17 protein-coding genes are annotated in these 23,699 nt (G+C 60.3%); 11 read left to right on the forward strand and 6 right to left on the reverse strand.

Going from position 1 to position 23,699, the window contains the following annotated elements:
• Positions 1-17: 17 nt before the first annotated feature.
• Both BX592_RS00955 and BX592_RS00960 read right to left on the reverse strand, forming a co-directional pair.
• Complete coding sequence (locus tag BX592_RS00955; RefSeq protein WP_166676283.1) at positions 18-1,619, reverse strand: GAF domain-containing sensor histidine kinase; 1,602 nt, start codon at positions 1,617-1,619, stop codon at positions 18-20.
• Between the two features lie 168 nt (positions 1,620-1,787).
• Positions 1,788-2,990: a porin gene (locus BX592_RS00960; protein WP_134189765.1), complete on the reverse strand. Its 1,203-nt coding sequence runs from the start codon at positions 2,988-2,990 to the stop codon at positions 1,788-1,790.
• Between the two features lie 562 nt (positions 2,991-3,552).
• Here BX592_RS00960 and BX592_RS00965 point away from each other — a divergent pair.
• On the forward strand, positions 3,553-4,617 hold the full coding sequence (locus BX592_RS00965; protein WP_134189766.1) for an AI-2E family transporter: 1,065 nt from the start codon (positions 3,553-3,555) through the stop codon (positions 4,615-4,617).
• Between the two features lie 5 nt (positions 4,618-4,622).
• Here BX592_RS00965 and BX592_RS00970 read toward each other — a convergent pair whose 3' ends face one another.
• Positions 4,623-5,279 (reverse strand): response regulator transcription factor, encoded by a 657-nt coding sequence (locus BX592_RS00970; protein ID WP_243849232.1) that lies wholly within the window; start codon positions 5,277-5,279, stop codon positions 4,623-4,625.
• A 701-nt stretch (positions 5,280-5,980) separates the two neighbouring features.
• On the opposite strand from BX592_RS00970, the gene BX592_RS00975 reads away from it, so the two are divergent.
• The 7 genes from BX592_RS00975 to BX592_RS01005 all read left to right on the forward strand — a co-directional run bounded on the left by BX592_RS00975 (position 5,981) and on the right by BX592_RS01005 (position 16,824).
• Entirely contained in the window at positions 5,981-11,176 is a 5,196-nt protein-coding gene (locus BX592_RS00975; protein WP_166676284.1) for a trifunctional serine/threonine-protein kinase/ATP-binding protein/sensor histidine kinase, read from the forward strand.
• A gap of 145 nt (positions 11,177-11,321) precedes the next feature.
• The gene (gene mdcA, locus BX592_RS00980) at positions 11,322-12,968 is read left to right on the forward strand and encodes a malonate decarboxylase subunit alpha (RefSeq protein WP_134189768.1); all 1,647 of its coding nucleotides are present in this window, start codon (positions 11,322-11,324) and stop codon (positions 12,966-12,968) included.
• Between the two features lie 10 nt (positions 12,969-12,978).
• Positions 12,979-13,293: a malonate decarboxylase acyl carrier protein gene (gene mdcC, locus BX592_RS00985; RefSeq protein ID WP_134189769.1), complete on the forward strand. Its 315-nt coding sequence runs from the start codon at positions 12,979-12,981 to the stop codon at positions 13,291-13,293.
• Positions 13,293-14,240 carry a biotin-independent malonate decarboxylase subunit beta gene (locus BX592_RS00990; protein ID WP_134189770.1) on the forward strand — a complete coding sequence of 316 codons (948 nt, stop codon included), beginning with the start codon at positions 13,293-13,295 and terminating at the stop codon, positions 14,238-14,240. Before mdcC ends, BX592_RS00990 begins: the two co-directional genes overlap by 1 nt.
• Positions 14,227-14,955 carry a biotin-independent malonate decarboxylase subunit gamma gene (locus BX592_RS00995; RefSeq protein WP_134189771.1) on the forward strand — a complete coding sequence of 243 codons (729 nt, stop codon included), beginning with the start codon at positions 14,227-14,229 and terminating at the stop codon, positions 14,953-14,955. Before BX592_RS00990 ends, BX592_RS00995 begins: the two co-directional genes overlap by 14 nt.
• Before the next feature lie 100 nt (positions 14,956-15,055).
• A complete protein-coding gene (mdcB, locus tag BX592_RS01000; RefSeq protein ID WP_341802957.1) occupies positions 15,056-15,889 on the forward strand; it encodes a triphosphoribosyl-dephospho-CoA synthase MdcB in 834 nt (277 codons plus the stop codon).
• Positions 15,886-16,824: an ACP S-malonyltransferase gene (locus BX592_RS01005; RefSeq protein ID WP_134189772.1), complete on the forward strand. Its 939-nt coding sequence runs from the start codon at positions 15,886-15,888 to the stop codon at positions 16,822-16,824. The genes mdcB and BX592_RS01005 overlap by 4 nt, the downstream gene beginning before the upstream one ends.
• Before the next feature lie 119 nt (positions 16,825-16,943).
• On the opposite strand, the gene BX592_RS01010 is transcribed toward BX592_RS01005, so the two are convergent.
• Both BX592_RS01010 and BX592_RS01015 read right to left on the reverse strand, forming a co-directional pair.
• Positions 16,944-17,693 carry an alpha/beta fold hydrolase gene (locus tag BX592_RS01010; RefSeq protein WP_134189999.1) on the reverse strand — a complete coding sequence of 250 codons (750 nt, stop codon included), beginning with the start codon at positions 17,691-17,693 and terminating at the stop codon, positions 16,944-16,946.
• Positions 17,694-17,938: 245 nt separating this feature from the next.
• Complete coding sequence (locus BX592_RS01015; protein ID WP_166676285.1) at positions 17,939-18,520, reverse strand: GNAT family N-acetyltransferase; 582 nt, start codon at positions 18,518-18,520, stop codon at positions 17,939-17,941.
• Between the two features lie 671 nt (positions 18,521-19,191).
• On the opposite strand from BX592_RS01015, the gene BX592_RS01020 reads away from it, so the two are divergent.
• Positions 19,192-20,610 carry a heavy metal sensor histidine kinase gene (locus BX592_RS01020; RefSeq protein ID WP_134189774.1) on the forward strand — a complete coding sequence of 473 codons (1,419 nt, stop codon included), beginning with the start codon at positions 19,192-19,194 and terminating at the stop codon, positions 20,608-20,610.
• Between the two features lie 33 nt (positions 20,611-20,643).
• Positions 20,644-21,084 carry an organic hydroperoxide resistance protein gene (locus BX592_RS01025; protein WP_134189775.1) on the forward strand — a complete coding sequence of 147 codons (441 nt, stop codon included), beginning with the start codon at positions 20,644-20,646 and terminating at the stop codon, positions 21,082-21,084.
• Position 21,085: 1 nt separating this feature from the next.
• Here BX592_RS01025 and BX592_RS01030 read toward each other — a convergent pair whose 3' ends face one another.
• The gene (locus BX592_RS01030; protein ID WP_134189776.1) at positions 21,086-22,141 is read right to left on the reverse strand and encodes a LacI family DNA-binding transcriptional regulator; all 1,056 of its coding nucleotides are present in this window, start codon (positions 22,139-22,141) and stop codon (positions 21,086-21,088) included.
• A gap of 253 nt (positions 22,142-22,394) precedes the next feature.
• Here BX592_RS01030 and BX592_RS01035 point away from each other — a divergent pair, with 253 nt between their 5' ends.
• Entirely contained in the window at positions 22,395-23,687 is a 1,293-nt protein-coding gene (locus BX592_RS01035; RefSeq protein ID WP_134189777.1) for an extracellular solute-binding protein, read from the forward strand.
• Positions 23,688-23,699: the final 12 nt, after the last annotated feature.

Here is a 23,699-nt window from a genome sequence, read left to right on the forward strand (position 1 = left end):
ACAACAGGCCTACAGCTTCAAGGTCCGGGTATGTTTTTCTCGCAGCCCGGCAACTGCATCAGGAACGTAACCCCCTGCGGCGAGTTTACGCTCACTGTCAGCCGCCCTTTGTGCCCTTCGACGATCGATCGGCAGATCGACAACCCCATGCCCATTCCTTCATGCTTGGTCGTATAGAACGGTTCGAACAGACGCGCGATGTCGTCGGGCGCAATGCCAGGCCCCGAATCGCGCACCATTACATGGATGCCGGTAGATTCGTCTTGGCTCGTTTCGATCGTAAGCACTCTTTGTCGATCGTCGACGTCGCTCATCGCTTCAATCGCGTTGATGATCAGATTCAGCACCACCTGTTGAAGCTGCACGCGCTCCCCCAGGACAAGGGGTAAACCGTCGTCGAGCTCCATTCGCACCGAGACGCTGTGTTTCATGGCCTCGCTAGATGTCAGCGTCACGACTTCGCGAATTGCGTCATTGATCTGCACCCGCTCCGTATGCATCGGCGATCGCTTTACGAGGTCGCGAATATGATTCATCACGTCGCAGGCGCGCGTGGCTTCCTTAATGATCCTTTCGAATGCCAGGCGGACCTCACCCGGGTCCGGCGACCGGGCGCTCAGCCAGCGCAGACCTGCCTGCGCATTCGTCACGCACGCGCCGATCGGCTGCTTCACTTCGTGGCTGATAGACGCGACGAGTTGCCCCATCGTCGTCACGCGGTTGGCGTGCGCGAGTGCCGCCTGAATTTCGCCGTAACGCCGCTCGCTTTCGCGCGCTTCGGCCTCCGCGCGCTTACGCTCCGTCAGATCAAGCACGAACGAAACACCCTCGTTGCCGCCTTTTTCGAAGGCCGCGACGCCGACCAGCACCGGCACCCGGCTACCGTCCTTTCGGAAATATTCCTTCTCGAAGGGCTGCAGGGTGCCTGTCTGTTTGAGTTCCAGCAGCCAATGCTCGACATCGCGCTCGCGCCATTCCGGCGGCGTCAATTCAGTCAGGCGGACACGGCCCGAGTCGAGATCATCGCGCTCGTAGCCGAGGATGCGCAAAAACGTGTCATTGGCGTCAATGATGCGAGTTCCAGTCCACATGAAGACGCCAATGATGTCGGCGTCGACCAGACGCTGAATCTTCGCTTCGCGCTCCTTGAGCTGTTTGTCCAGCATGTCAAACAGCTTCAAGTCCGCTTCCAGCACATCGCGCCATTTAAGCAGAAGTCTGAAGAAAAGATCGCTGTATGCGTTGCGTTTGCTGTCGAGCACGCAGATCGTGCCGAAGATCTGTCCATCAGGCCAGCTGACCGGAACGCCAAGATACGAAATCATCCCCAGTTTGATATCGGGGTTTGATTTCCACGCGTCATCCTGAAGTGCGTCGGGAACCAGCAACGGCCGGCGGGTCTTCATCACGGTCTCGCAATAAAGACCTGAATTCAAAGGCGCGGTTTCGGCTGGCTCGTAAGGATTCCCACTAGATTTGCTCGATACGAGCACCCTGATGTTCGGAGGCTCGACTCGCATGATCAACGCCGAAGGCACCTGCACGATTTCGGCAAGCAGATCGACCATCTCCTGCCACTTGGTGACGGTTTCGGTCGGTAGCTGCGCAAAATGTTGCATGGTCCCCCTTCATTGAGGAACGATTGATCTGATCAATTCATGAACGCATCTAAATTGTAGCCTTTCAAAATAGCCGCAGGCGGCGCCAACTGCCGCCGCGTCGAATAGCGATTCATCGCGCCTGCGCCGTGCGGACGATGTTCGACCGCACGGCACGCTTACGCTTGATCAGAACCGGTGCTTCATGCCGACCGCAATAACCACCTGCTCGTTACCCGCTGACGGATCGAGCGTGTAGACACTCGCGTCGAATGCCGAATTGCCGTTCCCGCCGCTGACTCTTTGATAAACACCTTCAAGGTAGACATCGGTGCGCTGCGAAAACGAGTAGTCAGCCTGCGCCATCACCTGATTCCAGTGCGGCGACGCCGACGTGAAGCCCTTCGATGCGCCGCTAAATTGGCCCGTCGTGTACGTGTACGATGCGCCAAGGCTAAAGTCGGGCCTGACGAAATATCGACCATTCACTTCGAAGTTGTCGAACTTCATCGAGGTGCCGACCAGCGCGCCGGTCGACGTGCTGCCACCTTGCAGCACGCCGGTGATGTTGTCGGTGACCGAGTGAGTCCACACGACACCCACCGACGACTTGCCGAACTTGTATTGCGCGCCCGCACCGTAGATCTGCTGGTCGCCGCCGGTCGTCAAAGCATCGCCATCGCCGGTGCTGACCGCACCTGTTGCATTGGCCAGCGCAGGTTGCGCAGTGCGGTTGATCTGAAGGTAACCCGCGCCGAAATTGAACGGACCATACGCGTAGCTTGCACCCAGGCTGTATGCGCTGTTGTTCGAAAAGTTGCCCGCCTCGCCGGAAAACGCATACATCGCGCCGGCCTTGAAACCGCCATACGACGCGCTACTGAACTTCACCGAATTGTTCAGGCGCAGATCGTTGTTCAGGTTGTCATTGTCGAACACGTGCGTCGCCAGGTTGCCGCCGAAGCCCGAACCAGTTGCGCTCAACGGTGCGACGAAGTCCACCAGGAAATCATATTGACGACCCAGCGTCACCGTACCGTATTGATCGGAGTGAAGACCGACCCACGCTTGCCGGCCGAACAGGTCTCCGCCGTTCTTGAAGGTGCCGTTCGCAACGTTAAAACCGTTCTCGAGCCAGAAGATCGCGCTCAGGCCGCCGCCGAGATCTTCAGTGCCTCGCAGACCCCATCGCGACGTAAACACATTGCCGCTTTGAAGCGAAAACGAACTTGCCCCTGGCGACGTGCCGCTCGAAGGGGTGACCCGGGCGTTATTCTGATAGACGACACCCGTATCGATAAGCCCAAAAAGGGTGACGCTGCTTTGCGCATGTGCAGCCCCGGCCATAAGCATCGCGGCCGCCGCGGCAACATATCTGACCTTCAATAACATGACATCTCGCTTCACTTGTAATTCCCCGGTTAAATGATCGGCAATCGTTCTGAAAACGACGCGAGCAATGGTCCGGCATAGCAGCGACCACGAAAGATGGAATGCTCTTTTTCAGGTTTCGACGAGTGGTGTCACGGTAGTTAAACGGCGCGCTTTCTATGCCGATTCGATGGATGTTTGCGGCCGGTGGCGCGGGTGGCGCATGAACAAAAAGACATGTTGAACGCGGGAAAGCCCCGATGGCGTGTCGCGCGTTCGCTACAGCCGGGCTCGCCCGATTCGCAGACACGATTCGCTTGTCGCGACCCAGGCCTTTCATTACGTGCTCGCGTTACGTTGCCATTGCAGGGATGGGCGAACCACCGATCGCAGGTGCTTCGCTGTCGTTATGCGGATTACACGCGACTGGCTTGACGCTTACGCCGATTTGGTATTCAGTAAGTAATTCTGGTCTTCTTATTATTTCGATTCGCGACTGTCGAGCCTTCACACAACTGGAGTTTCCATAACCGTCGGTCATCGATTGAAAGGCCCATATCGTTGCTTCGAACCCGGAGACTCCATGAAACCGGACCTTGTCGCATGCACCTGTGTGCTCGTCATCACCGTCATCACCGGGTGGGTGCTTTACATCGGGCGCACGGTGCTCGTGCCAATCGCGTTTGCGATCATCACCTGCTATGTGATCTACGGGCTCGCTGAAATTCTCAGGCGCGTGCCTCATGTGGGCAAGCGTCTCGGGCCCGGCACGCGTTACACAAGTGCTGCGGTGATCATTCTGATCGCCGCCTACCTCGCCGCCGAACTGCTGCTCGCCGATACGGACCGGATGGTGGCGGTCGCGCCGAAGTACGAATCGACGCTGCTCGCGCTGCTGACCCGATTCGCCGCGCTGCTGCATATCGAAACCGAAGCGACATGGACGGCCTTCCGCCGCGACCTGCTCGGCGCAGTCAACGTGCAGGGCATTCTCACTTCGCTACTCGGCTCCGTTTCATCGATGATGGCGACGGCTTTCGTCGTCATGCTGTATGCGGCATTTTTTATGTTCGAACATCGCAAGTTCAGGCGCAAGCTATTGGCCGTGATGCGCGGCAAGACCGACCTCGAGCCTGTCATCGATGCGGTGAACGAGAAAATCGGCACCTATCTCGCGTTGAAGGCGTTGCTGGGTGTGGTACTGGGCATTTTGAGCTATATCAGCATGCGTCTGGTCCACCTGGAATTTGCCGCGCTGCTTGCGGTACTCGTCGCGCTGCTCAATTTCGTGCCGTATGCGGGTTCGCTGCTATCGGTTGCGCTGCCCACCTTGCTGGCCGCGCTTCAGTTCGGCCAATGGAGCGAACCGATCACGCTGCTGATCGCGCTTTCGGTCATTAACTTCGTCATAGGCAATGTGGTCGACCCATGGTTGATGTCGGGCTCGCTCAACCTGAGTCCAGCCGTGATTCTGATCAGTCTCGCAACGTGGACCGCGATCTGGGGCATCGCCGGTGCGTTCCTCGCGGTGCCGGGCACCGTGGCGCTGACCATTTTCCTGTCAGCGTTCGATTCCACGCGGCCCATCGCGTTGCTGCTAACCAGAGATGATGTTCCACCCCCAGCCGCTAGCGAATCGCGGATGTGACGCGGCTAACAGCGCGGCGTGATGCCGAGATCTCTGGCCTTGCGCACAAGATCCGGTACGGAGCGCGAGCCCATCTTTTTCATCACCTGACTGCGGTGCAACTTCACACAGTCTTCGCTGACACCCAGCGTCGCGGCAATCTGCTTGTTCAGAAGACCGGTGACCACGAGGTGCAGGACTTCTCTCTCGCGGGCCGAGAGTCGGCCATATGAAGCGCGCAATGGCTTGAGCCGTTGCTCGCTACTCCGTCTGCTGTAGTCACGCGCCAATGCATCGTGCACGGCGTCCAGCAGGTCCTGGTCGCGAAACGGCTTTTCAAGGAAGTTGACCGCGCCGGCTTTCATCGCCTGAACAGACATCGCGATATCGCCATGCCCCGACACAAAGAGGATTGGCATGTGCAAATGAAACCGATGACATTCGCGCTGAAACACAAGACCGTTCTCGCCGCGCAGCCGGATGTCGAGCACGAGGCAACTCGTTGTGTCCGGCCGGTCGAACTCGAGAAATGCCGCCACGGACTCGAACGCCTCCACCTGGTAGCCGACGGAAAGCAACAGCGAACCCAGTGTCAACCGAATCGATCTGTCATCGTCGACGACATAGACGATGGACGGCGAGCCAGCCACAAAGTGTTCCGCCGACGCGTCACGAGGGTTCACCGCGGATCCAAACGAAATTGCGTGGTCGTTACGCATAAGCATCAGATTGTCGGAGCTTGGGGTTCGCGGGTAACAGCTTTTTGTTTCTCATTCATACCGCTGTCGCTTGCAGCCTACATAAATACGGCAAACACCGATTATCCCCGCCCACTTTCTTTCCACAAGTATACACATAGTATACGTTGCGTAATATCGAGAAGTTGATAACGTAAACATTTAGCGCCACATTTGAAATGTGGTCCACGGCAGCCGGTGCTTCGCTTACCGGTTCTTTTATCCAGTGGCGCTGCCCTTTCCAGGCATTATGTCCCATATAACGGGAATCAGGTTCTGGAAGCGCGTCGCGCATGGTGCTGTCGACCCATACGAGGCGATGATGAAGACAGCTTTCTACAAGAATGGCGACTCACGAAAATTCCATTGTCGGATGACCGGTCTTACTCCGGCATCAATGTCAAAATACGGCCAAAATTGCATAAAAACGACGCCATCCGTATGCGCGGCTTGACCTGATCGTTCGTTCTCTTGCGCATCGCACGCAATGTGCAACGAACACGGGTCCATTGCGACTACTGTCAGGACGGTTCGCTACCTGAAAGATCCAGTCTGCAGGCGTATGACCAACGCCGTGACGCCCATGCATCTGCATGCGGCTTCGATACGCGACTTTAAAACCTGAACTTCCCGCGGATTCGAAAGCGATGACCAAGCCCAGCCATGTGTTCAGTCCACTCGTACGTGACGGCGAACTGCTTCCCATCGATGGCGCGATTACGCACCCATCCGCTAACGGCCCCAGGGAGTCTTCGAGTTCGATTTTGAAATCGGGCGACGAACCTTTGATCCGTTGCATGGACAACTGGGCGGGCGGGCGTCTGATCCGCGTGGTCGCGGAGCATGATCCGGAGAGCACCGAGCGGTTGCACGCGGAGTTTCGCATGCGCAACCAGCTCGATCCGCGGTGGGCCGCGGTACCCGTAACGCTTGCGCGGTACGCCGGACGCGACGCCCTGGTTCTATGCGACCCGGGTGGCGTGCTACTGGCAAGCGTTTCCGGCAAATCGTTCGATCCTGCAGCGTTTCTGAAATTTGCCGAAGCGCTTTCGGCAACCGTGTGTGCGTGCCATACCGCAGGGCTGGTCCACGGCGATCTCAATCCCTCGCATATCCTGGTCGACGTCGATTCGTCGCGCAGCTGGCTCACCGGCTTCGGAAATCGCCAACGCGAAGTCGATATCGCGGACCCTGACTTCGCATACAAGGCCCCCGAACAAACCGGCTGCGTGTCGGGCGAAGTCGATGAACGGACCGACCTCTATGCATTGGGATGCATCTTCTACGAAATGCTGACCGGCCAACGGCCACCGCTGCATTGCGCCGATGCCGCGATGCATGCGCACGTCGACCCGCATCCGGCAACGTTGGCATCGTGCTTTACCGGCATGCCGTGCCAATTCGCCGCAATCCTGATGAAGATGCTCGCGAGGCGTCCGGAGGATCGATATCAGTCGGCGTGCAGCCTGACGGCCGATCTGTCCCGTTGCCGTTCGTCTTATCCGGCTGATCAGGCGGTCGCTTCATTTCCGCTCGACCTGAAGAGCATCGGCCGCAAGTTCAAGAAGCCGCGAAAGTTATATGGGCGAACCAGCGAACTGCGCGTGCTCACGTCTTCATTTGAACGTGTCGCCGCTACAGGAAAACCCGAGTTCATTCTTTTGACGGGTTATTCCGGATCGGGCAAGACCTCGCTCGTCGGGAACCATATATTGCAGCTTGAGAACACACCGCATTGCTATGCAACGGGCAAATGCGATCCGCTCAAGGCAGCCGTCCCGTACTACGCGCTAGTCCAGGCGTTTCAGACGCTGTTGCGGCCAATCGTCGGCGAGAGCGATGAAAGGTTTCAGGCAACGCGAGCGAAACTGATCGATGCGCTCGGGATCAACGCAGGCGCGCTCGCATCACTGGTGCCCTGCGCGGCGGTCATTCTCGGCAATCTGCCACCCGTTCCGGAACTGACACCCGAACTCGAGCGACTGCGGTTTCTGCGTCTTACCACGCAGTTGCTGAACGCGTTTGCGACTCCGGAATGCCCACTCATTCTGTTTTTTGACGATCTGCAATGGGCCGATGCCGGCACACTCGCGGTCATCCAGCACCTGATCACCGACGCGCAAGTCAGTTATGTATCGGTCGTCGCCGCGTATCGGGATACGGGAGCACAGTCGTCTTCGATCCGGCGATGGATCAACGAGACCCGGAATCATATGGTGGTCGTTCCGACGCGGCCGTTGCGCGCCACCGATCTTGCCGAGTTCATCTCCGACACGTTGACCTGCACGATCTCCGTTGCGATACCGATCGCGCGCTTCGTCGAAAGCAAGACCGGTGGTGAGCCGTTTTTTGCGATTCGCCTGCTTGCGTCACTCGCGGACGAAGGCTTGATCAGCTTCGATTACGTCGCAGGCAAATGGTTATGGAATCCCGGCAGGGCCGAGGAAGTCTGCCAGCCTAACAATATTGCCGACTTTATGCGGCGCCGGATTGCGAACCTGTCGAACGAAGCACAGCTTGATCTGCGATATCTGTCATGTGTCGAAAACGCTTCGGCGGATACCTTGAGCGCCGCGGCAGGCACCGAGCCGGACGATGCGTTGTCGTCGCTAATCGAGGCGGAAAGAGTCGACCTCGTTTACCAGCACGCAAGCGACTGGCGGTTCTGGCACGATCGTGTCCGCGAAGCCGTCTATGCATCGATCTCGGCAGCCGACAAGCAACGGATGCACCTTGAGATAGGCAGAAGGCTCGCTGCGAGTCCGACCTTCGATCAGCACAGCGACCAGGTTTTCGTGGTCGTCAATCAGATCAACCGCGGCTTGCCGCTTGTCAGGGCAATCGATGAACGCGTGTCGTTCGGACGTCTGAATCTCGTAGCCGGACGTCGCGCCCGGAACACGGCCGAGCATGTGTCCGCGCTCGAATATTTCGTCGCGGCCACGCGCCTGCTTTCCGGCACGCGTGAATCGTCGGATCGCGACGCCGCGGAGTTTCACCGTGCGGAATGCGAATTCTTGACAGGTGCGGCAACCGTCGCATTATCCCGCCTCACGCGCTTGAAGTACCACTTTCTCGATCTGGGCCTGCGCACCCAGGTGACCCGCCTGCTGCTGACCATCCTGACCGCTCGCGATCAGCTCGACGATGCACTGGGTGTCGCCGTGAACTATCTGCATCAGGCTGGCGAACAGTTGCCCAAAAGGCCGACAGACGACGATGTCGACCGCGAATTCGAGCGCGTGATCACGCTGATGAGTGGCCGCCAGCCGCACGCGTTGTTTGAGCTCCCGTTGATGCGCAACGTGCAGCTGCGCAGCATCATGGAAGTGTATGTGGATTTTTTCCCCGTTGCGCTGCTTTGCGACCGGAATCTTCGCGACCTCGTCCTGCTGCGGATGACGTCGATCAGTCTGCGGCACGGACACTGCGACGCGTCCACGCATGCTTATGCGGGCGTGGTCCGCGCTTTGGGTGTCCGCTACGGCGACTACGAGACGGGTATTCAGTTCGGTGAACTGGCGATGAGGTTGATCGGCAGCAAGTACCTCGGCAGCATGAAAGTGCGGGCTCAGGTCACGGTGGGTTCATGCGTGCTGCCGTGGTCGAAGCCCATCAGACAGGCGGAGTCGCTGGTTCGGGAAGCGGTCCGAAGCGCTTCGCTGATTGGTGATCTGAACTTCGAAGTCTATTCGCGCAGGAATCTCGTCAGCATCCTGATCTTTTCGGGAACGCCGATCCGGCAGGCGCTCGCGGAGGCCGATGCAGGGTTCGACGTCGCGAGAAAGTACAACATCGATCTGATGGCCGACTCGTTCATGACGCAGATCTGCATGCTTCGCGAGCTCTGCGGAATGCCCGTCGACGAGGCGTCGCTGCTGACGGCCGGATACGATCCGCACTGGGTCTCGCGCATTGTCCGCAATCCCGCATTGTCGAGATCGCTCGCCGCGTTTGCGTTCTGGACGCACCAGATGCAGGTTTCGTTGACGTTCGGCGATTTTCGGGCCGCACTCGCGGCGGAAAGCGCCGCGAGAAAGCACGCGTGGACGTCGGACTCGCTGGTCGAAATCGTGGATTACTCATGCTATGGCGCGCTCGCGCATGCAGAAGCGCTGTTGGCGTCGTCCCCTGCGATCATCCCCGAACACGTGGTTGCCCTTTATGCACGGCACAACACGCTCGCGGCCTGGGTTCGATATTGTCCGGAGAATTTCCGTTGCCGCCTTGCACTTGTCGAGGCGCAGATCGCCTGCATAGAAAAGCGGTTCTGCAACGCGGAATGTCTTTTCGAAGAAGCCATCAACGACGCGCAACAGCACGGTTTCGTCCAGATCGAAGCGCTCGCCGCCGAAGCCGCTGCACGGCACTACACCCGCCGCCGGCTGGACACCGTCGCGCGTTCGTATCTGAGCCACGCGCGCGACGCGTATCTGAGTCTCGGTGCTCAGGGCAAAGTGCACGCGATGGACTCGACCTGGAGACGTGAGCCCGGGTCGCTCATCGTTGATGAACCACGTGCCGCGCAAAGATGGGCGGCGCCGGGTGCCGACAGCGAACCGGAACCGCAAAGCCCTTACGCTTCGTCCGGAGAGATCGTTCTGAGCAAGCTTGCCGGCATGATCGTGACATCTTCGGTCGAATTCGCCGGGGCGCAACGGGGTGTGCTCGCGTTTTTTAATGGAACCGAGCTCCGAACGGCTGCAACCGCGTACGTGACCCGCGACGGAGTGGCGCTTTCGATGTCACCGTCCGATGTCTCCGCGCGCGACATGCCCGCGACAATCCTCCAAACCGTCGCGCGCACGCGCGAGCATGTGGTGGTCGGCGACGCGCTGCAACACCGCGAATTCGCGCAGGACCCGTATATCCTGTCGAACCAGCCACGCTCGATTGTGTGCATGCCCATTGTTCAGCAGGCGCGCACGACCGGCATCCTGTACCTCGAAAACTGCATGGCCACAGCGGTATTTACGCCTGAGAAAGTCGAAGTGCTGGTGGCACTGGCCACCCAGGCCGCCGTCACGTTTGAAAACGCGCGCCTTTGCACACGCCTTGCCGAAGAATCGCGTCAACGAGACCGAGCGGTCGACGCACTGCGCGATTCACAAAACGAACTGGCTCGCGTCAAACCGCTGATCACGATGAGAGAACTGGTTGCCTCCGTCGTGCACGAAGTCGCGCAACCATTCGCCACAGTCGGAGCTGCCGCGGGCGCTGCGTTGAACTGGCTGAGCGCCGCGCAGCCGGATATTGGACAAGCGCGCTCGATGGTCGAACAAATCGTCGAGCAAAGCGCTCGCGGGCGAAGCATCGTCCGCAGCTTGCGCGCGCTGGTCAGCAACGCCACGCCAAGCTTCGAACTGTTTGACATCAATGCATCGATCGACGAGATTCTGGCCCAGTCGCAGAGCCGCCTTTGCGAAGCCCGCGTCGAACTGGATGCCCGTTCGTTAAGCGAAGAACGGCTGGTGTATGGCGATCGCGTGCAGCTTCAACAGGTCGTGCTCAATCTCGTCTTCAATGCGATCGACGCGATGGTGGGCTTGAACGGCAGCCGACGCGTATTGACCATCAGCACATCCGGGACGGTCACGGGCGATGTTGTGATTGCTGTCGAAGATACCGGACCCGGCATCTCACCCGCTGTCGACGGGAGGCTGTTCGCGCCGTTTGTCACGACCAAACGGGAAGGCCTCGGCATGGGACTCGCCATTTGCAGCATGATTGTCGAAGCGCATGGCGGCAAGCTGGCTGTCGAACCCGGATCCCAGGCGGGCGCGGTATTCCGGGTCTCGATACCGGGGCCGGCGGACTGTATGCTGGACGCAGCCTGCGGTTAGCGGCACCGCTGACACCCGTTCCACGGTCTCAAGTTATCCGAACGTATAACGACACTCACGAAGATATGCTACGTCCGCAAAGATCTTCACGCTAAAGTTCATTCTCCATAAGACGCGCCGCGAGGCGCTTTTGTTGGGAAGAACCATGTCGAAGTGGGATACGAACCGGGCTGACAAAACGTCGAGAATGACGGCCGCCGCGCCGTTCGCTCGGGGCAAACTCGTCGAAGCCGCCGATGCCACCTCGTTGCTCCATGCGGTGATCCGGCCTGGCGACCGCGTTTGTCTCGAAGGCGACAACCAGAAGCAGGCCGATCTGCTCGCCAAAGCGCTCGCCGCCGCGGATAAAGGCATCCTGCACGATCTGCATATGGTGCAGTCCGGTGTCGTGCTTCCCGCGCATCTCGATGTGTTCGAACGCGGTATCGCGACCCACCTGGACTTTGCCTACTCGGGCCCACAGGCGCAACGAACCGCCCAGATGCTATACGCGGGGAAAATCGCGTTAGGTGCGGTCCACACGTACCTCGAATTGTTTGCGCGCTACTTCGTCGACCTGACGCCTCATGTCGCGCTCATTGCCGCCGTTTATGCGGATCGTCACGGCAATCTCTATACAGGCGCCAATACCGAAGATACGCCGACCGTTGTGGAAGCAACCGCTTTTAAAAACGGCATCGTCGTCGCGCAGGTCGATCGCATCGTCGACAGCTTGCCGAGAGTCGACATACCGGGCGACCAGGTCGATTTCGTTGTCGAAGCGGGACGGCCGTTCTATGTCGAGCCGCTTTTCACACGCGACCCCGCTGCGATCACCGAGTCGCAGATCCTGACCGCGATGCTGGCGATCAAAGGCATTTACGCGCGCTACGGCGTCACGCGGCTCAATCATGGCATCGGTTTTAACACCGCGGCGATCGAGTTGCTGCTGCCGACGTTCGGCGAGCGGCTGGGCCTCAAGCATCGGATTGCGACGCATTGGGCGCTCAATCCGCATCCCACGCTTATTCCGGCAATCGAATCAGGCTGGGTCAAGCAGATCCATAGTTTCGGCTCGGAAGTCGGCATGGACGAGTACATTCGCGCGCGTCCGGACGTTTTTTTCACCGGGTCCGATGGCTCGCTGCGCTCCAACCGCGCCTTTTGCCAAACGGCTGGCCTCTATGCGTGCGACATGTTCATCGGGTCCACGCTGCAGATCGATCTGAACGGAAACTCGTCGACCGTCACGGCAAACCGGATTGCCGGCTTCGGCGGCGCGCCGAACATGGGCTCCGATGCAACGGGCCGGCGACACCCGAGCGAAGCGTGGCTGCGCGCGGGCAGCGAAGCGGATACCGACAGTTCACCGATGCTTCGGCGCGGACGCAAACTCGTCGTGCAAATAGGGGAGACGTTTGGCGATAAAAACCTGCCGTTGTTCGTCGAGAACCTCGATGCAATCGATCTCGGCGAAAAGCTGCGGCTTCCTTTAGCGCCCGTGATGATCTATGGCGACGACGTCACGCACATCGTCACCGAAGAAGGGATCGCCAATCTGCTGCTCTGTCGCAACGCGGACGAGCGCGAACAGGCGATTCGCGGCGTCGCCGGCTATACCGACGTGGGCCGCGCGCGCGATAAGAAGAAGGTTGAAGAACTGCGCAGCAGAGGCGTGATCCAGCGGCCGGACGATATCGGTATTGCCGTGCTCGACGCGGATCGCCGTCTGCTTGCCGCGCGCTCGATCCAGGATCTCGTTCGCTGGTCGGGCGGCTTGTATCAGCCGCCTTCGCGGTTCCGGAACTGGTAGGAGTTCACCAATGGAACATCTCGCATACCGATACAGCGTCGACCGGCGCGCGCGCGGCGAACGACTGCTTGCGATCGTCGGTGTCGTGGCCTCCGGCAATCTTGAAGTACTCGTCGAGCGCGTGCTGCCAGATACGGACTGTGAAGTGGTCGTCAATACCGCTGTGAGGGGCTTTGCCGACGTATGGAAAGCGGTGATCGGCGACTTCGTCGCGCAAGCGCGCACGGGAGGACTCCGGATGTCGATCAACGATGGTGGCGCTCGTCCCGACACGGTATCGCTGCGCCTTGCACAAGCCGTTGCGTCAATCGCGGAGGATGCCTGATGAACCCGAGTTCGCCCGCTACCGGGCACGCACAACCGCAAGCGCCTCACACCTCGGTCACATGGTACGAATCGACCGCGCGACAACGCATCGACGGGCTGCTCGATGCCGGCACGTTCACCGAGTTTCTCGGGCCGCAGCAACGCGAGACCAGCCCTCATCTCGCGATGTTCGATCTGCCGACGCAATTCGACGATGGAATGATCGTCGGCAGCGGGCGGCTCGACGGCAAGCCGGTGTTCGTCGCGGCACAGGAAGGCCAATTCATGGGTGGTGCGTTTGGCGAAGTGCACGGCGCCAAGCTGACCGGCCTTCTTAGAGCGTCGCGCGACATCCGGTCGATTCCGGTTCTGCTGCTGTTCGATACCGGCGGCGTCAGGCTTCAGGAGGCCAACGCGGGAGAACTGGCGGTCGCCGAAATCATGCGCGCGGTCTATGAAGCGCGTCTCGCGGGCGTGCCTGTCATCGGGCTGATCGGCGGACGCGCAGGATGCTTCGGCGGCGGCGGCCTGATCGCCGCGTGCTGTTCGGCACTGGCCGTGTCGGAACAGGGGCGCATCGGTGTATCCGGTCCGGAAGTGATCGAAACGAATCGCGGCATCGAAGAGTTCGATTCGCGCGACAGGGCGTTGATCTGGCGCACGATGGGCGGCAAGCATCGCTGGCTGATCGGTGGCGCGGACCGGTTTGTCGACGATTCGATCGCGCACTTTCGCGACGCGGCACTCGAACTGCTGACCACGCACTCCGCGGCGGGTGAACACACGCTGCAGCAGGAACAGTTTCGTCTCGAACAGCGCATCGACCTGTTCGGCGAATGTGCCGATGCACTGGATGTGTGGCGCCTGATGGGTGCCCGCTCGCCTGCGTCGTTGCCCGAGCTGGATTACACCAGCTTTATGGAACTTGGCTCCCGTATCAGGAACGCTTGCCATGACGCTCGATGAGATTCTCGAGTCGCTCTTTCCGAGCGGCTATCACCTGATTGCGGTGAATGGGATCCTGTACGGTCACGCGACGCGTCCCGCAGGCGGATCGCTACATGTGATCGGGATAACGGATGGCATAGCGCCCGGCGTCGACGAGACAGCGACGCTGTCGCGCTACTTGCTAGACGTGTTTGGACATGTGCAACGCGAGCCGATCGTCGTGCTCGTCGACAGCAGCAGCCAACGTATGAGCAAGCGGGATGAATTGCTTGGCCTGAACGAGTATCTCGCCCATCTGGCGAAGTGCCTTTTCTATGCGAGCTCGCTCGGCCACCCGACGGTAGGCCTGCTGTATGGGAACACCGCGGCGGGCGCGTTCCTCGCGACCGCGCTGGCCGCGCGCACGCTCGCGGCGCTTCCAGGTGCACACCCTGAAGTGATGGATCTGCCATCGATTGCGCGAGTCACCAAGCTGCCGATGGAATGGCTCGAATCCAAAGCGAAATCGAACCCGGTGTTTGCGCCAGGTCTGGACAACCTCGCTCAAACCGGCGCCGTGCACGAAGTCTGGGACCCGCGCAGTTCGCTCGCCGCGCAGCTGGAAAGCGCGATCCGCGCACAGACCGTGCACGCCGGTGATTTGCGCGACGAATTGGGATTGCAACGCAAAGGGCGTCCGAAAGCCGCCCCCATCAGTGACCGTGTCTATCAACTGGCTATCGATGCGTTCTAGCGATGTCGACCGCGAACTTCCCGCGCAGCCCATCCCCCGGAGAACGGACGTGAACCCTTTAGCCGATTGCGTTGTCCGGCCGCGTTCGCGGGCGCGTTCGATGCCGCGGCACCATGCATCGCATGTTGCGGAAGCCGCGGTCAGCTGCCTGCTTGCGGAAGTGACGACCTGGCCGAAGCCAGGACTCGTCAGCCATATCGACAGCGGCAGTCATGCCGATATGAATGCACAAACGCTGCGGGACAGTGCGCACGCGCTGCAACCGTTTTTTGCGGAACTTGCCGACGCGGGGGCGGCGAACGCCGGCATGCTCGAGCTTCGCCGCATCGGCCTGCGCGCGGAACGCGAGATGCTGATCGCGACGGGCGGCGTCAATACGCACCGCGGTGCGATCTTCGGCCTGGGTCTTCTGTGTGCCGCGGCAGGCCTGCGCGCCGCGCATCGTGGGTATAAGCAGGAAACGCTAGGCGAAATCGTCGCACGGCATTGGGGAATGGAAATTCTGACGGGCACCCGACCGGCCGTCAGTCATGGCGCCGCAGCCGAGCGTCGATACGGGGCCGGGGGTGCACGGGTCGAAGCCGCGCTCGGGTTTCCCGGCATCTATCACGTCGCGCTTCCGGCCTTGCGGCTCGCATACCATGCGCGCGCGAAAGAATCCGACGCCGCGCGTGTGCATGCCTGCTTCGCGCTAATCGCAAAGCTTGAGGACACCAACCTTCTGTACCGCGGTGGCCTCGAAGGACTTCGATACGCACAGCAGGAGGCGCAGGCGTTCCTTGCTTCGGGAAGCATCTGGCAACCCGGGTGGCGGCACACGGCTCAAGCGATTCATAGCCGGTTCGTCGCACGAAATCTCAGTCCAGGTGGCGCGGCGGACCTGCTCGCGATGAGCCTGTTTGTCGACGCATGGGACGCCCGATCAACCCGATGAAGCTTGCCATTCTGTGTTCCGGCCAGGGTGCACAGCACCCGGACATGTTTCGCTTGACCCGCGACGCGGCTCCGCGGCTTTTTGAACAGGCATCGGCGCTGCTTGGCATGTCGGTGCATACATGGCTCAAACGCGCCGATGCTTCGATGCTGCGCGATAACCGCTCCGCGCAAATTCTTTGCGCATTGCAGCCGCTCGCCGCGCAGGTGGCGCTGAACGACGCGCTTGCCGGCGATTGCTGCGTGGCCGGCTATAGCGTCGGCGAAGTCGCCGCGTGGGGCGTAGCGGGCCTGATCGAGCCGGTCGCGCTGCTGAATCTGATTGCGGCTCGCGGCGAGTTGATGAGTGCGTGCAATCCGATGGACGGCGCGATGTTATTCGTTCGCGGTCTCGATCAGCACACGATTGAACGGCTATGCACCGGTGACGATGCGGCGATTGCAATCGTCAATCCGGGTAACGCTTATGTGATCGGCGGCCGCCGTCAAAAGCTGCTCAGAATTGCACTCGAAGCGATGGCGGCCGGTGCGTCGCGCGTCTCTTCGCTGCCGGTCAACGTCGCATCGCATACGCCTCTGCTTGCCGACGCAGCCGTCGCGTTTCGCCAACTCGCGACAAAGGTCGTCAGTCGGTCCGACCTTCAATGCATGCGTGTGTTTTCCGGCATCGACGGAGCGCCCGTGACGAATATCGGGGCAGGCGTCGACAAGCTCGCCCGGCAGATCGCGCAACCGGTTCGCTGGGATGCCTGCATGGCGGCATGTCTGGAAGAGGGCGCTACCGCGTTTCTGGAACTCGGCCCCGGCCAAGCACTGAGCGATATGGCGGCGGCGTCCTATCCGCAGTTTCCGGCGCGAAGCGTCGAAGACTTCCGCTCGATCGACGGTGTGAAGCGTTGGCTTGACACCGTGGCGCGCCTGAAAACGTGGCCCTGACGGGCGCGGTTTGCTCGTCACGCGCCTGATCGCCGTTCGGCGAGCAATCCGCCTGACAATGCGTGCGCGCCGCGGGCCGCACCGTCAGCAGCCGGTGCACCCGCCACGCGCGTACCCGATTAACTGCTGCGTTGTCCTGCAGCTTCGAGAATGAGCTGCGTGATTTCTTCCGGATGAGAAATCATCGACACATGGCTCGACTTCAGTTCGATCGTCTTCGCGTTCATGCGCTTGGCCATAAAGCGTTCGAGGTCGGGATTGATGGTCCGGTCCTCTGTCGAGACCGCGTAGTAACTCGGCTTCGAACGCCACGCGGCGTGCGTTGTCTTGCCCGCAAGCAATTCCTTGTGGAACGGCTCCTGCACCGCATAGAGCACCTTCGCCTTCTCGGTCGGCACGTCGCCGGCGAAGTCTTTCAGGAACGCGGCCTCGGTAAGCCGTCCCTCATCGCCATCGAATACAATGCCAGCGCTCGCAGGCGGCGTCGGGTATTTCTTCGCGAGCGCCGGGTAGTCTTCGCCTGCATCCGGCGCGCGGGCCGCCACATAGACAAGCGCCGACACGTTCGGGTGGACCCCAGCCTCCGTCACGATCATGCCCGAAAAGGAATGGCCGACGAGAACCGTCGGACCGTCTTGCCGATCGAGCACTCGCGTCGCCGACGCGACCGCGTCCGGCAGCGTCGTCAACGGATTTTGCACCGAGGTCACGTTCAACCCCGCGGCCTGAAGTCGTCCAATCACGTCGGTCCAGCACGATCCGTCCGCGAACAGGCCATGCACCAGGACGACATTGCGCGCCTTCGTCGGGGGCGTGTTAGCCGCAAATGCGCGCGTGGAAATCATCGAAGCGGCGGCCGCCGCGACCATGGCGGCAGAAAAACTACGTCTATTCACGTTCTCTTCCTTTATTCATCTTTCGTAGACCCGGCAGACAGCGCCGTCGACCGTTGTAATTCACCATGGATAATAGACGCCGCCACACCTTCCGCAATGCATACGATGTGTATACGGCCTCAAACCAAGATTTAACGGACGATTGAACGCTGCGCGTCGCGCATGCGAACCGGGGATCATGAAGCGGGCCAATGCCGGCCCGCACCGTCAGGCACCACTCAGTTTGCGGGCCGGTAAGTCAGAAATCGCGTCGTGCGATGAAAACCCGCACGAAGATACACCGGCAATCCGGCCGGCGACGCGTGCAGCACTGCACGCGTCAAACCAGTTGCTTGCCAGGCTTGCTGAAGCGCGTGGCGGACCGTTGCAAGACCGTACCCTTTGCGTTGCGCGTGCGGTCGTGTCGCGACCAGCGCCAGATAAATCCGCCCGCCATTGACAATCGCCGCCGCCGTTGAAACCGGCTTCCCGTCTTCATAACCGATAAAACTATAGGCCGTGGATTTCCAGAACCGGGACCCCGCGAGACCCTCCCGCCCTGCTTCGAGCGAAAAGCCATAGCCCTCGGCATTGATCTCGCCATAGGTCTGCAACGCGGCCTCGTCGCTGACCCGCCGGAATGTCAGCGGCGATTCGAGCAGTGTCGCATCGAACGGCAACATCTCGCCAGCCATACCGAAGATGTCCATCACGAATTCAAGTCTCGCGTTCGCGATGATCGCGTCGAGATCCTGTTGAGCCGTATTGCCAAGATGGTCTTCACAGATATACACGAGACCGCTGTGCCGTCTCGCGCGCATGTAGTCGGCTGCTTCGCGCAGCCTGCTTACCAAAATCTTTGAATCTGCCAACGTATCAGTGACAAAAATCGCATTCCAGAAAGGAAATTCACTATGAGCCCAGCACATCGACAGCCCCGGCTGATCGCTCAGATCCGCGCCGGGTCGATCACCCGATAATACTTTCCACATTGAAATGTACTGAAAGACTGATTCAATAACCTCGGGTTTACTTGCTTGCATAACTCGTCAAACGATTCGATTAATGTAACGACAACGATATATTCCGTAAGCCTTCAGGAAAAAACTGCTGAAAGCGCTGTTCGTATCGCGCGGCTTGCATCGATAACAAATTATTCGGACTACCTATTCCCGTCCGGGTTGCTCAATTCGGACATCACAGATGCCCAATTCCGCATGGGTGTACCAACGTCCGTCGAATTGCGGAAAACCAATTAGATGGAGTACTGCGTACATCCAGTTAAACGCACGGTCGGACCACCTACCCCCGGGTATAGGAAACATGAAACCTGGATTCATCCAAACCTATCCCGCCGTCTTCTAGGTTTTTGTCGCACTGAAAAGTATTCTGCTTCTGCCGGATGGACTACGCGTGACCGGCCAACGAGCCCTTGCCAGGTGAACTGTCCCCTTCGTGCACGGCATGGCTACGCGATCGAACTGGAATACCGATGAGGTGTCGTTCCCTGACTACCACGCTTGCGCTGGCATTTGCGGGCACCACGATGGCTGTGTTCGCGATGGTCGGCAGCGCGCTGTACTCCGCGCTGGAACGCCAGCTTCTGCTGCAGGACGACAACGAACTCGTGCTCGCCGCGTTCCATACACGGCGTCTCGCGAACGAACTCCAGTCGTCAACCGACGTGCGTGCGCACGCGCTGCGGCTGACGAGCCAGGTACTCGGCAATCGGGCGCTTGCGATGAACATCCATGACGCGAGCGGCCATGTGCTGTTTGGACACAACACCGACGGCCACGCGACCGGTGTGCTCAGTTCGCTCGTGTGGTCGACGCGTGTGCCGGCGACTTCGCCCATCACGCTCGCCGCGATTGCGCAAACCGGCAGCGGCGCGCGCGCCCTGGTGCGTGTGCTGGCCGCGGACGCCGCGCTAGCGGACGGCAGCACCGTCACCATCGTCATCGCAAGAGATATGTCCGACCACCGCCAGCTGCTCGATCACTACCGCGACCGCTTATATGGCGCTGGCCTTGCCGGCATGCTGCTCGCTTTCCTGATGAGCTGGATGCTGGTGCACGAATCGATGCGCCCGCTGCGGCAGCTTTCGGCAAGCGCAGCGCTCATCACCGTCGACCGGCTGCATACGAGCATGAACGTCGACAAAGCGCCGAAGGAACTAGCCGCGCTCGTCACGTCGCTGAACTCGATGCTCGAGCGCCTTGCCGGCGGCTTTCAGCGGATGTCGCAATACACGGCCGATCTCGCGCACGACATGCGCACGCCGCTGTCGAACCTGCGCGGCGCCACCGAGGTCGCGCTTTCGCGCACGCGCATCGCGGAAGAATACGAGGCGTTGCTCGCGTCGAACCTCGAGGAATGCGATCGCCTGTCGCGCATGATCGAAAGTGTGATGTTTCTCGCGCGTGCCGAACATCCGCAATTCGTGATGCACATGAAGTCTTTCGACGCGCATTTCGAACTGACGTGCGTGGCCCAATACTTCGAAGGTCTCGCCGACGATGCAGGCGTCCGGGTGCGCGTGACCGGCGACGGAACATTGCACGCAGATGTCGAACTGTTCCGTCGTGCGGTGAGCAATCTGCTCGCGAATGCAATCCGTCACACGCCGCGCGGCATGGCCATCGAGCTGCGTGTCGAACGCATCGCGAATGCGTTGCGCGTGACGGTTGCCAATGAAGGCTCCCGCATCGAACCAGATGCACTCGAACGGGTGTTCGACCGTTTCTACCGCGCCGACTCGTCGCGCCATCACGCGCCGATCGGGCCTCCGTCCACGGGGCTCGGCCTTGCGATCGTGCGCACCGTGATGGAACTGCATGGCGGCCGCGCTTACGTGCAAAGCGACGCCAATGGCACACGCTTCATTCTGGAGTTTCCGCTGTCCACCTAACGAGCAGGTCCATACAACCCACAAGGAATCACCATGAACGTTTTATATCGAGCTCAGGCGACCAGCACCGGCGGTCGCGAAGGACGTGCGATCTCGTCGGACCACGTACTTGACCTGCAACTGACGATGCCGAAAGAGCTAGGCGGAAGCGGCGCGACCGGAACGAACCCGGAGCAGCTTTTCGCCGCGGGCTATTCGGCATGTTTCCTGAACGCAATGCGTTTTGTCGCGGGCCGCAAAAAGATTGCCATGCCGGCCGACGCGACGGTTACCGCCAAGGTCGGTCTCGTCGCGAACACGCAAGGCGGACTTGCGCGATTCGCGCTGGACGTCGAACTGGAAGTGATGCTCCCGGGCGTGACGAAAGACGTCGCCGAACAGCTCATTCATGACGCTCACTCGGCGTGTCCGTATTCCAACGCGACGCGTGGTAATGTCGATGTCAAAACGACCGTGATTCAGGCTCAAACATAGGTCAGGACTTGCGCGCGATGCGCGACGCAACCAGCCGCCGCTGCACCGACGGAGCCGGACCCGTGGAAGCGCGCACCATCAGTTCGGCCGCGAACGTGACACGCTGCGACGCGGCATCGTGTCCGGCGACCTGTGCGAGCAGCGTATTCACCGCCGAACTGGCCATTTGCTGAAACGGCTGGCGTACTGTCGTCAATGACGGATGAAACTGCTCGGCCATCGGAATATCGTCGAAGCCGATAATGGAAATGTCATGCGGCACGCGCAGGCCGGCTTCGCGCGCAGCCGCGATCGCGCCAAACGCGCTTTGATCGTTGGCGGTGAAAATAGCCGTCGGCGGATTCGGAAGGTTCAGCAGACCCGACGCCACCTCGAAAGCGGTCATTTGCGAAAGGTCGCCCGGCACAACCCATTCAGGCACATTCGGTAACCGATGCCTCGCCAACGTGTCGAGATAGCCGCGCTGGCGATCGCGCACGCCTTCAATCGAATCGCTGCCCCCCAGAAACGCAATGCGCGTATGGCCCAGTTCGATCAGATGCTCGACCGCGAGTTGGGCGCCGCCGTAATTGTCGACCGAAACGGACGGCAAGCGGTTCATCGTGCCGCGCTGGTCGATCACGACGACCGGCAGGTTCGCTTTCGATAGCAAGTCGAGCCACAGCGACTCGCGCGGCAGAATAGCCAGCACGCCGTCGGAAAACTGCCGCACGAGGCCCAGCACATCGTGATGCGTGCGACGCTCTTCATCCGACATCGTATAGACCAGCACTTCGCAACCGGCGGCGCGCGCCGCGCGCCCGGCACCGAGAATCAGCTCGCTCGAAAACTGCGTATCGAGTGTCGGCGTAATGATGCCGATGATGCCGTTGCGCCCGCCTGAGAGTTTCTGCGCGGTGCGATTCACGACATAGCCGATATCGGACGCGATGCGCAGCACTTCGTCGCGTGTCTCGCGCGACACGCCGGCGCGCCCATTGAGCGCGCGCGAGGCGGTCATCTGCGACACACCGGCCAGTCGTGAAACATCTGCGAGCGTCGGGTTTTGCTTGGTCATGCCGTTAGCGATAACGTTAATCTACATTGATTCTAGATGAATCACTAAAAGTCGCAATCAGGGCTTCCCTGCGCTGCGTAATCGCGCAAAGCTGCTTCTGTGACGCACGATAGCGCGTTATGCCGATTGCGTGAAGCACGCGTCGCATGCTTGAGGGTTAACCGCATCTGGCGACCAGCCGGTGACGTTACTAACATCGCTAACGTTAAGGCTAACGTACTGATCAAAAACTCTAACGAGCGGAGACTTCGAGATGGCGTACGCGGCGGTATCGAAGGCGATGGGTGTGGCACTGTGGTTCGGCGTCACCGCAATCGCCACAACGGGCGCGGCCTACGCGCAAGACACGAAGGTAATCACCGCGTGGGACCAGCAGACCAACGCGGGCTCCGCGAAGATCCTGCGCGATGCATCCGATCGCTTCGAGCAGAAGAACCCCGGATACAAGGTCGAAAATTCCCACATCCTGAACGATGCGTACAAGACCAAGCTGAAGGTCGCGTTCGGTGCGGGTCAACCGCCGTGCGTGTTCGAATCGTGGGGCGGCGGTACGTTGAACGAGTACGTGAAGGCAGGCCAGATTGTCGACCTGACGCCGTATTTGCAGAAGGACGCCGCGTATCGGGACCGCTTCCTGCCTTCGTCGTGGAAGGCGGTAACGTTCGACGGCAAGACCTACGGCGTCGCAGCCGAAAACGCGTCCGCCGCGGTGATCTTCTATAACAAGGACATTTTCCAGCAGTACGGTCTCAAGCCACCCGCGACGTGGCCCGAGCTGATGCATGTCGTGCAAGTGCTGACTTCGCACGGCATCGCACCGTTCGCCCTGGCGAACAAGAACAAGTGGACGGGCTCGATGTACTACATGTATCTCGTCGATCGCATCGGCGGCCCGGACGTCGTACGCGCCGCGCTCGACGGCAACGGCAACGGCAAAGGCTTCGACGACCCCGCGTTCGTCGAGGCGGGCAAGCACATCCAGGAGCTCGTGAAGGCCGGCGCGTTCGCACAAGGCTTCAATGGCCTCGACTATGACGTCGGCGCATCGCGGCGTCTGCTTTACTCGGGCCGCGCGGCAATGGAACTGATGGGCGGCTGGGAAGCGTCGACGATCCAGAACGAAAACCCCGCGTTCTCGAAGAAACTCGATTTTTTCCCGTTTCCGAGCGTGCCGGGTGGCAAAGGCGATCCGCGTGACGTGATCGGCACGGTCGGCGATGGCTTCCTGAGCATCTCGACCGAATGCAAATACCCGGAAGCCGCGTTCAAGCTGATCCAGTCGCTGACCGACGACACCGCGATGAAAGCACGCGTCGGCGACCGCAAGGTTCCGCCGGTCAAAAACATCGCGCTTGACGATCCGTTTCTCAAGCGGCTTCAGACGCTGATCGTGGATGCGCCGAATGTGCAGCTCTGGTACGACCAGGCGTTGCCGCCGCGGCTCGGCGAGCTTCACAAGGACACGACGCAGGCGTTGTTCGGTCTGTCGCTGACACCTGAGGCTGCCGCTCAGAAAATGGAATCCGCCGCGAAGGCGGGTGGTTAATCACCTTCTCTA

Source organism: Paraburkholderia rhizosphaerae, assembly GCF_004366595.1.
GTDB lineage: Bacteria > Pseudomonadota > Gammaproteobacteria > Burkholderiales > Burkholderiaceae > Paraburkholderia > Paraburkholderia rhizosphaerae.

Bases quoted from the DNA above. Each gene is read 5' to 3' on its own strand.
- BX592_RS00955 (WP_166676283.1), bottom strand. From the start codon at position 1,619: ATGCAACATTTTGCGCAGCTACCGACCGAAACCGTCACCAAGTGGCAG.
- BX592_RS00960 (WP_134189765.1), bottom strand. From the start codon at position 2,990: ATGTTATTGAAGGTCAGATATGTTGCCGCGGCGGCCGCGATGCTTATG.
- BX592_RS00965 (WP_134189766.1), top strand. From the start codon at position 3,553: ATGAAACCGGACCTTGTCGCATGCACCTGTGTGCTCGTCATCACCGTC.
- BX592_RS00975 (WP_166676284.1), top strand. From the start codon at position 5,981: ATGACCAAGCCCAGCCATGTGTTCAGTCCACTCGTACGTGACGGCGAA.
- mdcA (WP_134189768.1), top strand. From the start codon at position 11,322: ATGTCGAAGTGGGATACGAACCGGGCTGACAAAACGTCGAGAATGACG.
- mdcC (WP_134189769.1), top strand. From the start codon at position 12,979: ATGGAACATCTCGCATACCGATACAGCGTCGACCGGCGCGCGCGCGGC.
- BX592_RS00990 (WP_134189770.1), top strand. From the start codon at position 13,293: ATGAACCCGAGTTCGCCCGCTACCGGGCACGCACAACCGCAAGCGCCT.
- BX592_RS00995 (WP_134189771.1), top strand. From the start codon at position 14,227: ATGACGCTCGATGAGATTCTCGAGTCGCTCTTTCCGAGCGGCTATCAC.
- mdcB (WP_341802957.1), top strand. From the start codon at position 15,056: ATGCCGCGGCACCATGCATCGCATGTTGCGGAAGCCGCGGTCAGCTGC.
- BX592_RS01005 (WP_134189772.1), top strand. From the start codon at position 15,886: ATGAAGCTTGCCATTCTGTGTTCCGGCCAGGGTGCACAGCACCCGGAC.
- BX592_RS01010 (WP_134189999.1), bottom strand. From the start codon at position 17,693: ATGGTCGCGGCGGCCGCCGCTTCGATGATTTCCACGCGCGCATTTGCG.
- BX592_RS01015 (WP_166676285.1), bottom strand. From the start codon at position 18,520: ATGCGCGCGAGACGGCACAGCGGTCTCGTGTATATCTGTGAAGACCAT.
- BX592_RS01020 (WP_134189774.1), top strand. From the start codon at position 19,192: ATGAGGTGTCGTTCCCTGACTACCACGCTTGCGCTGGCATTTGCGGGC.
- BX592_RS01025 (WP_134189775.1), top strand. From the start codon at position 20,644: ATGAACGTTTTATATCGAGCTCAGGCGACCAGCACCGGCGGTCGCGAA.
- BX592_RS01030 (WP_134189776.1), bottom strand. From the start codon at position 22,141: ATGACCAAGCAAAACCCGACGCTCGCAGATGTTTCACGACTGGCCGGT.
- BX592_RS01035 (WP_134189777.1), top strand. From the start codon at position 22,395: ATGGCGTACGCGGCGGTATCGAAGGCGATGGGTGTGGCACTGTGGTTC.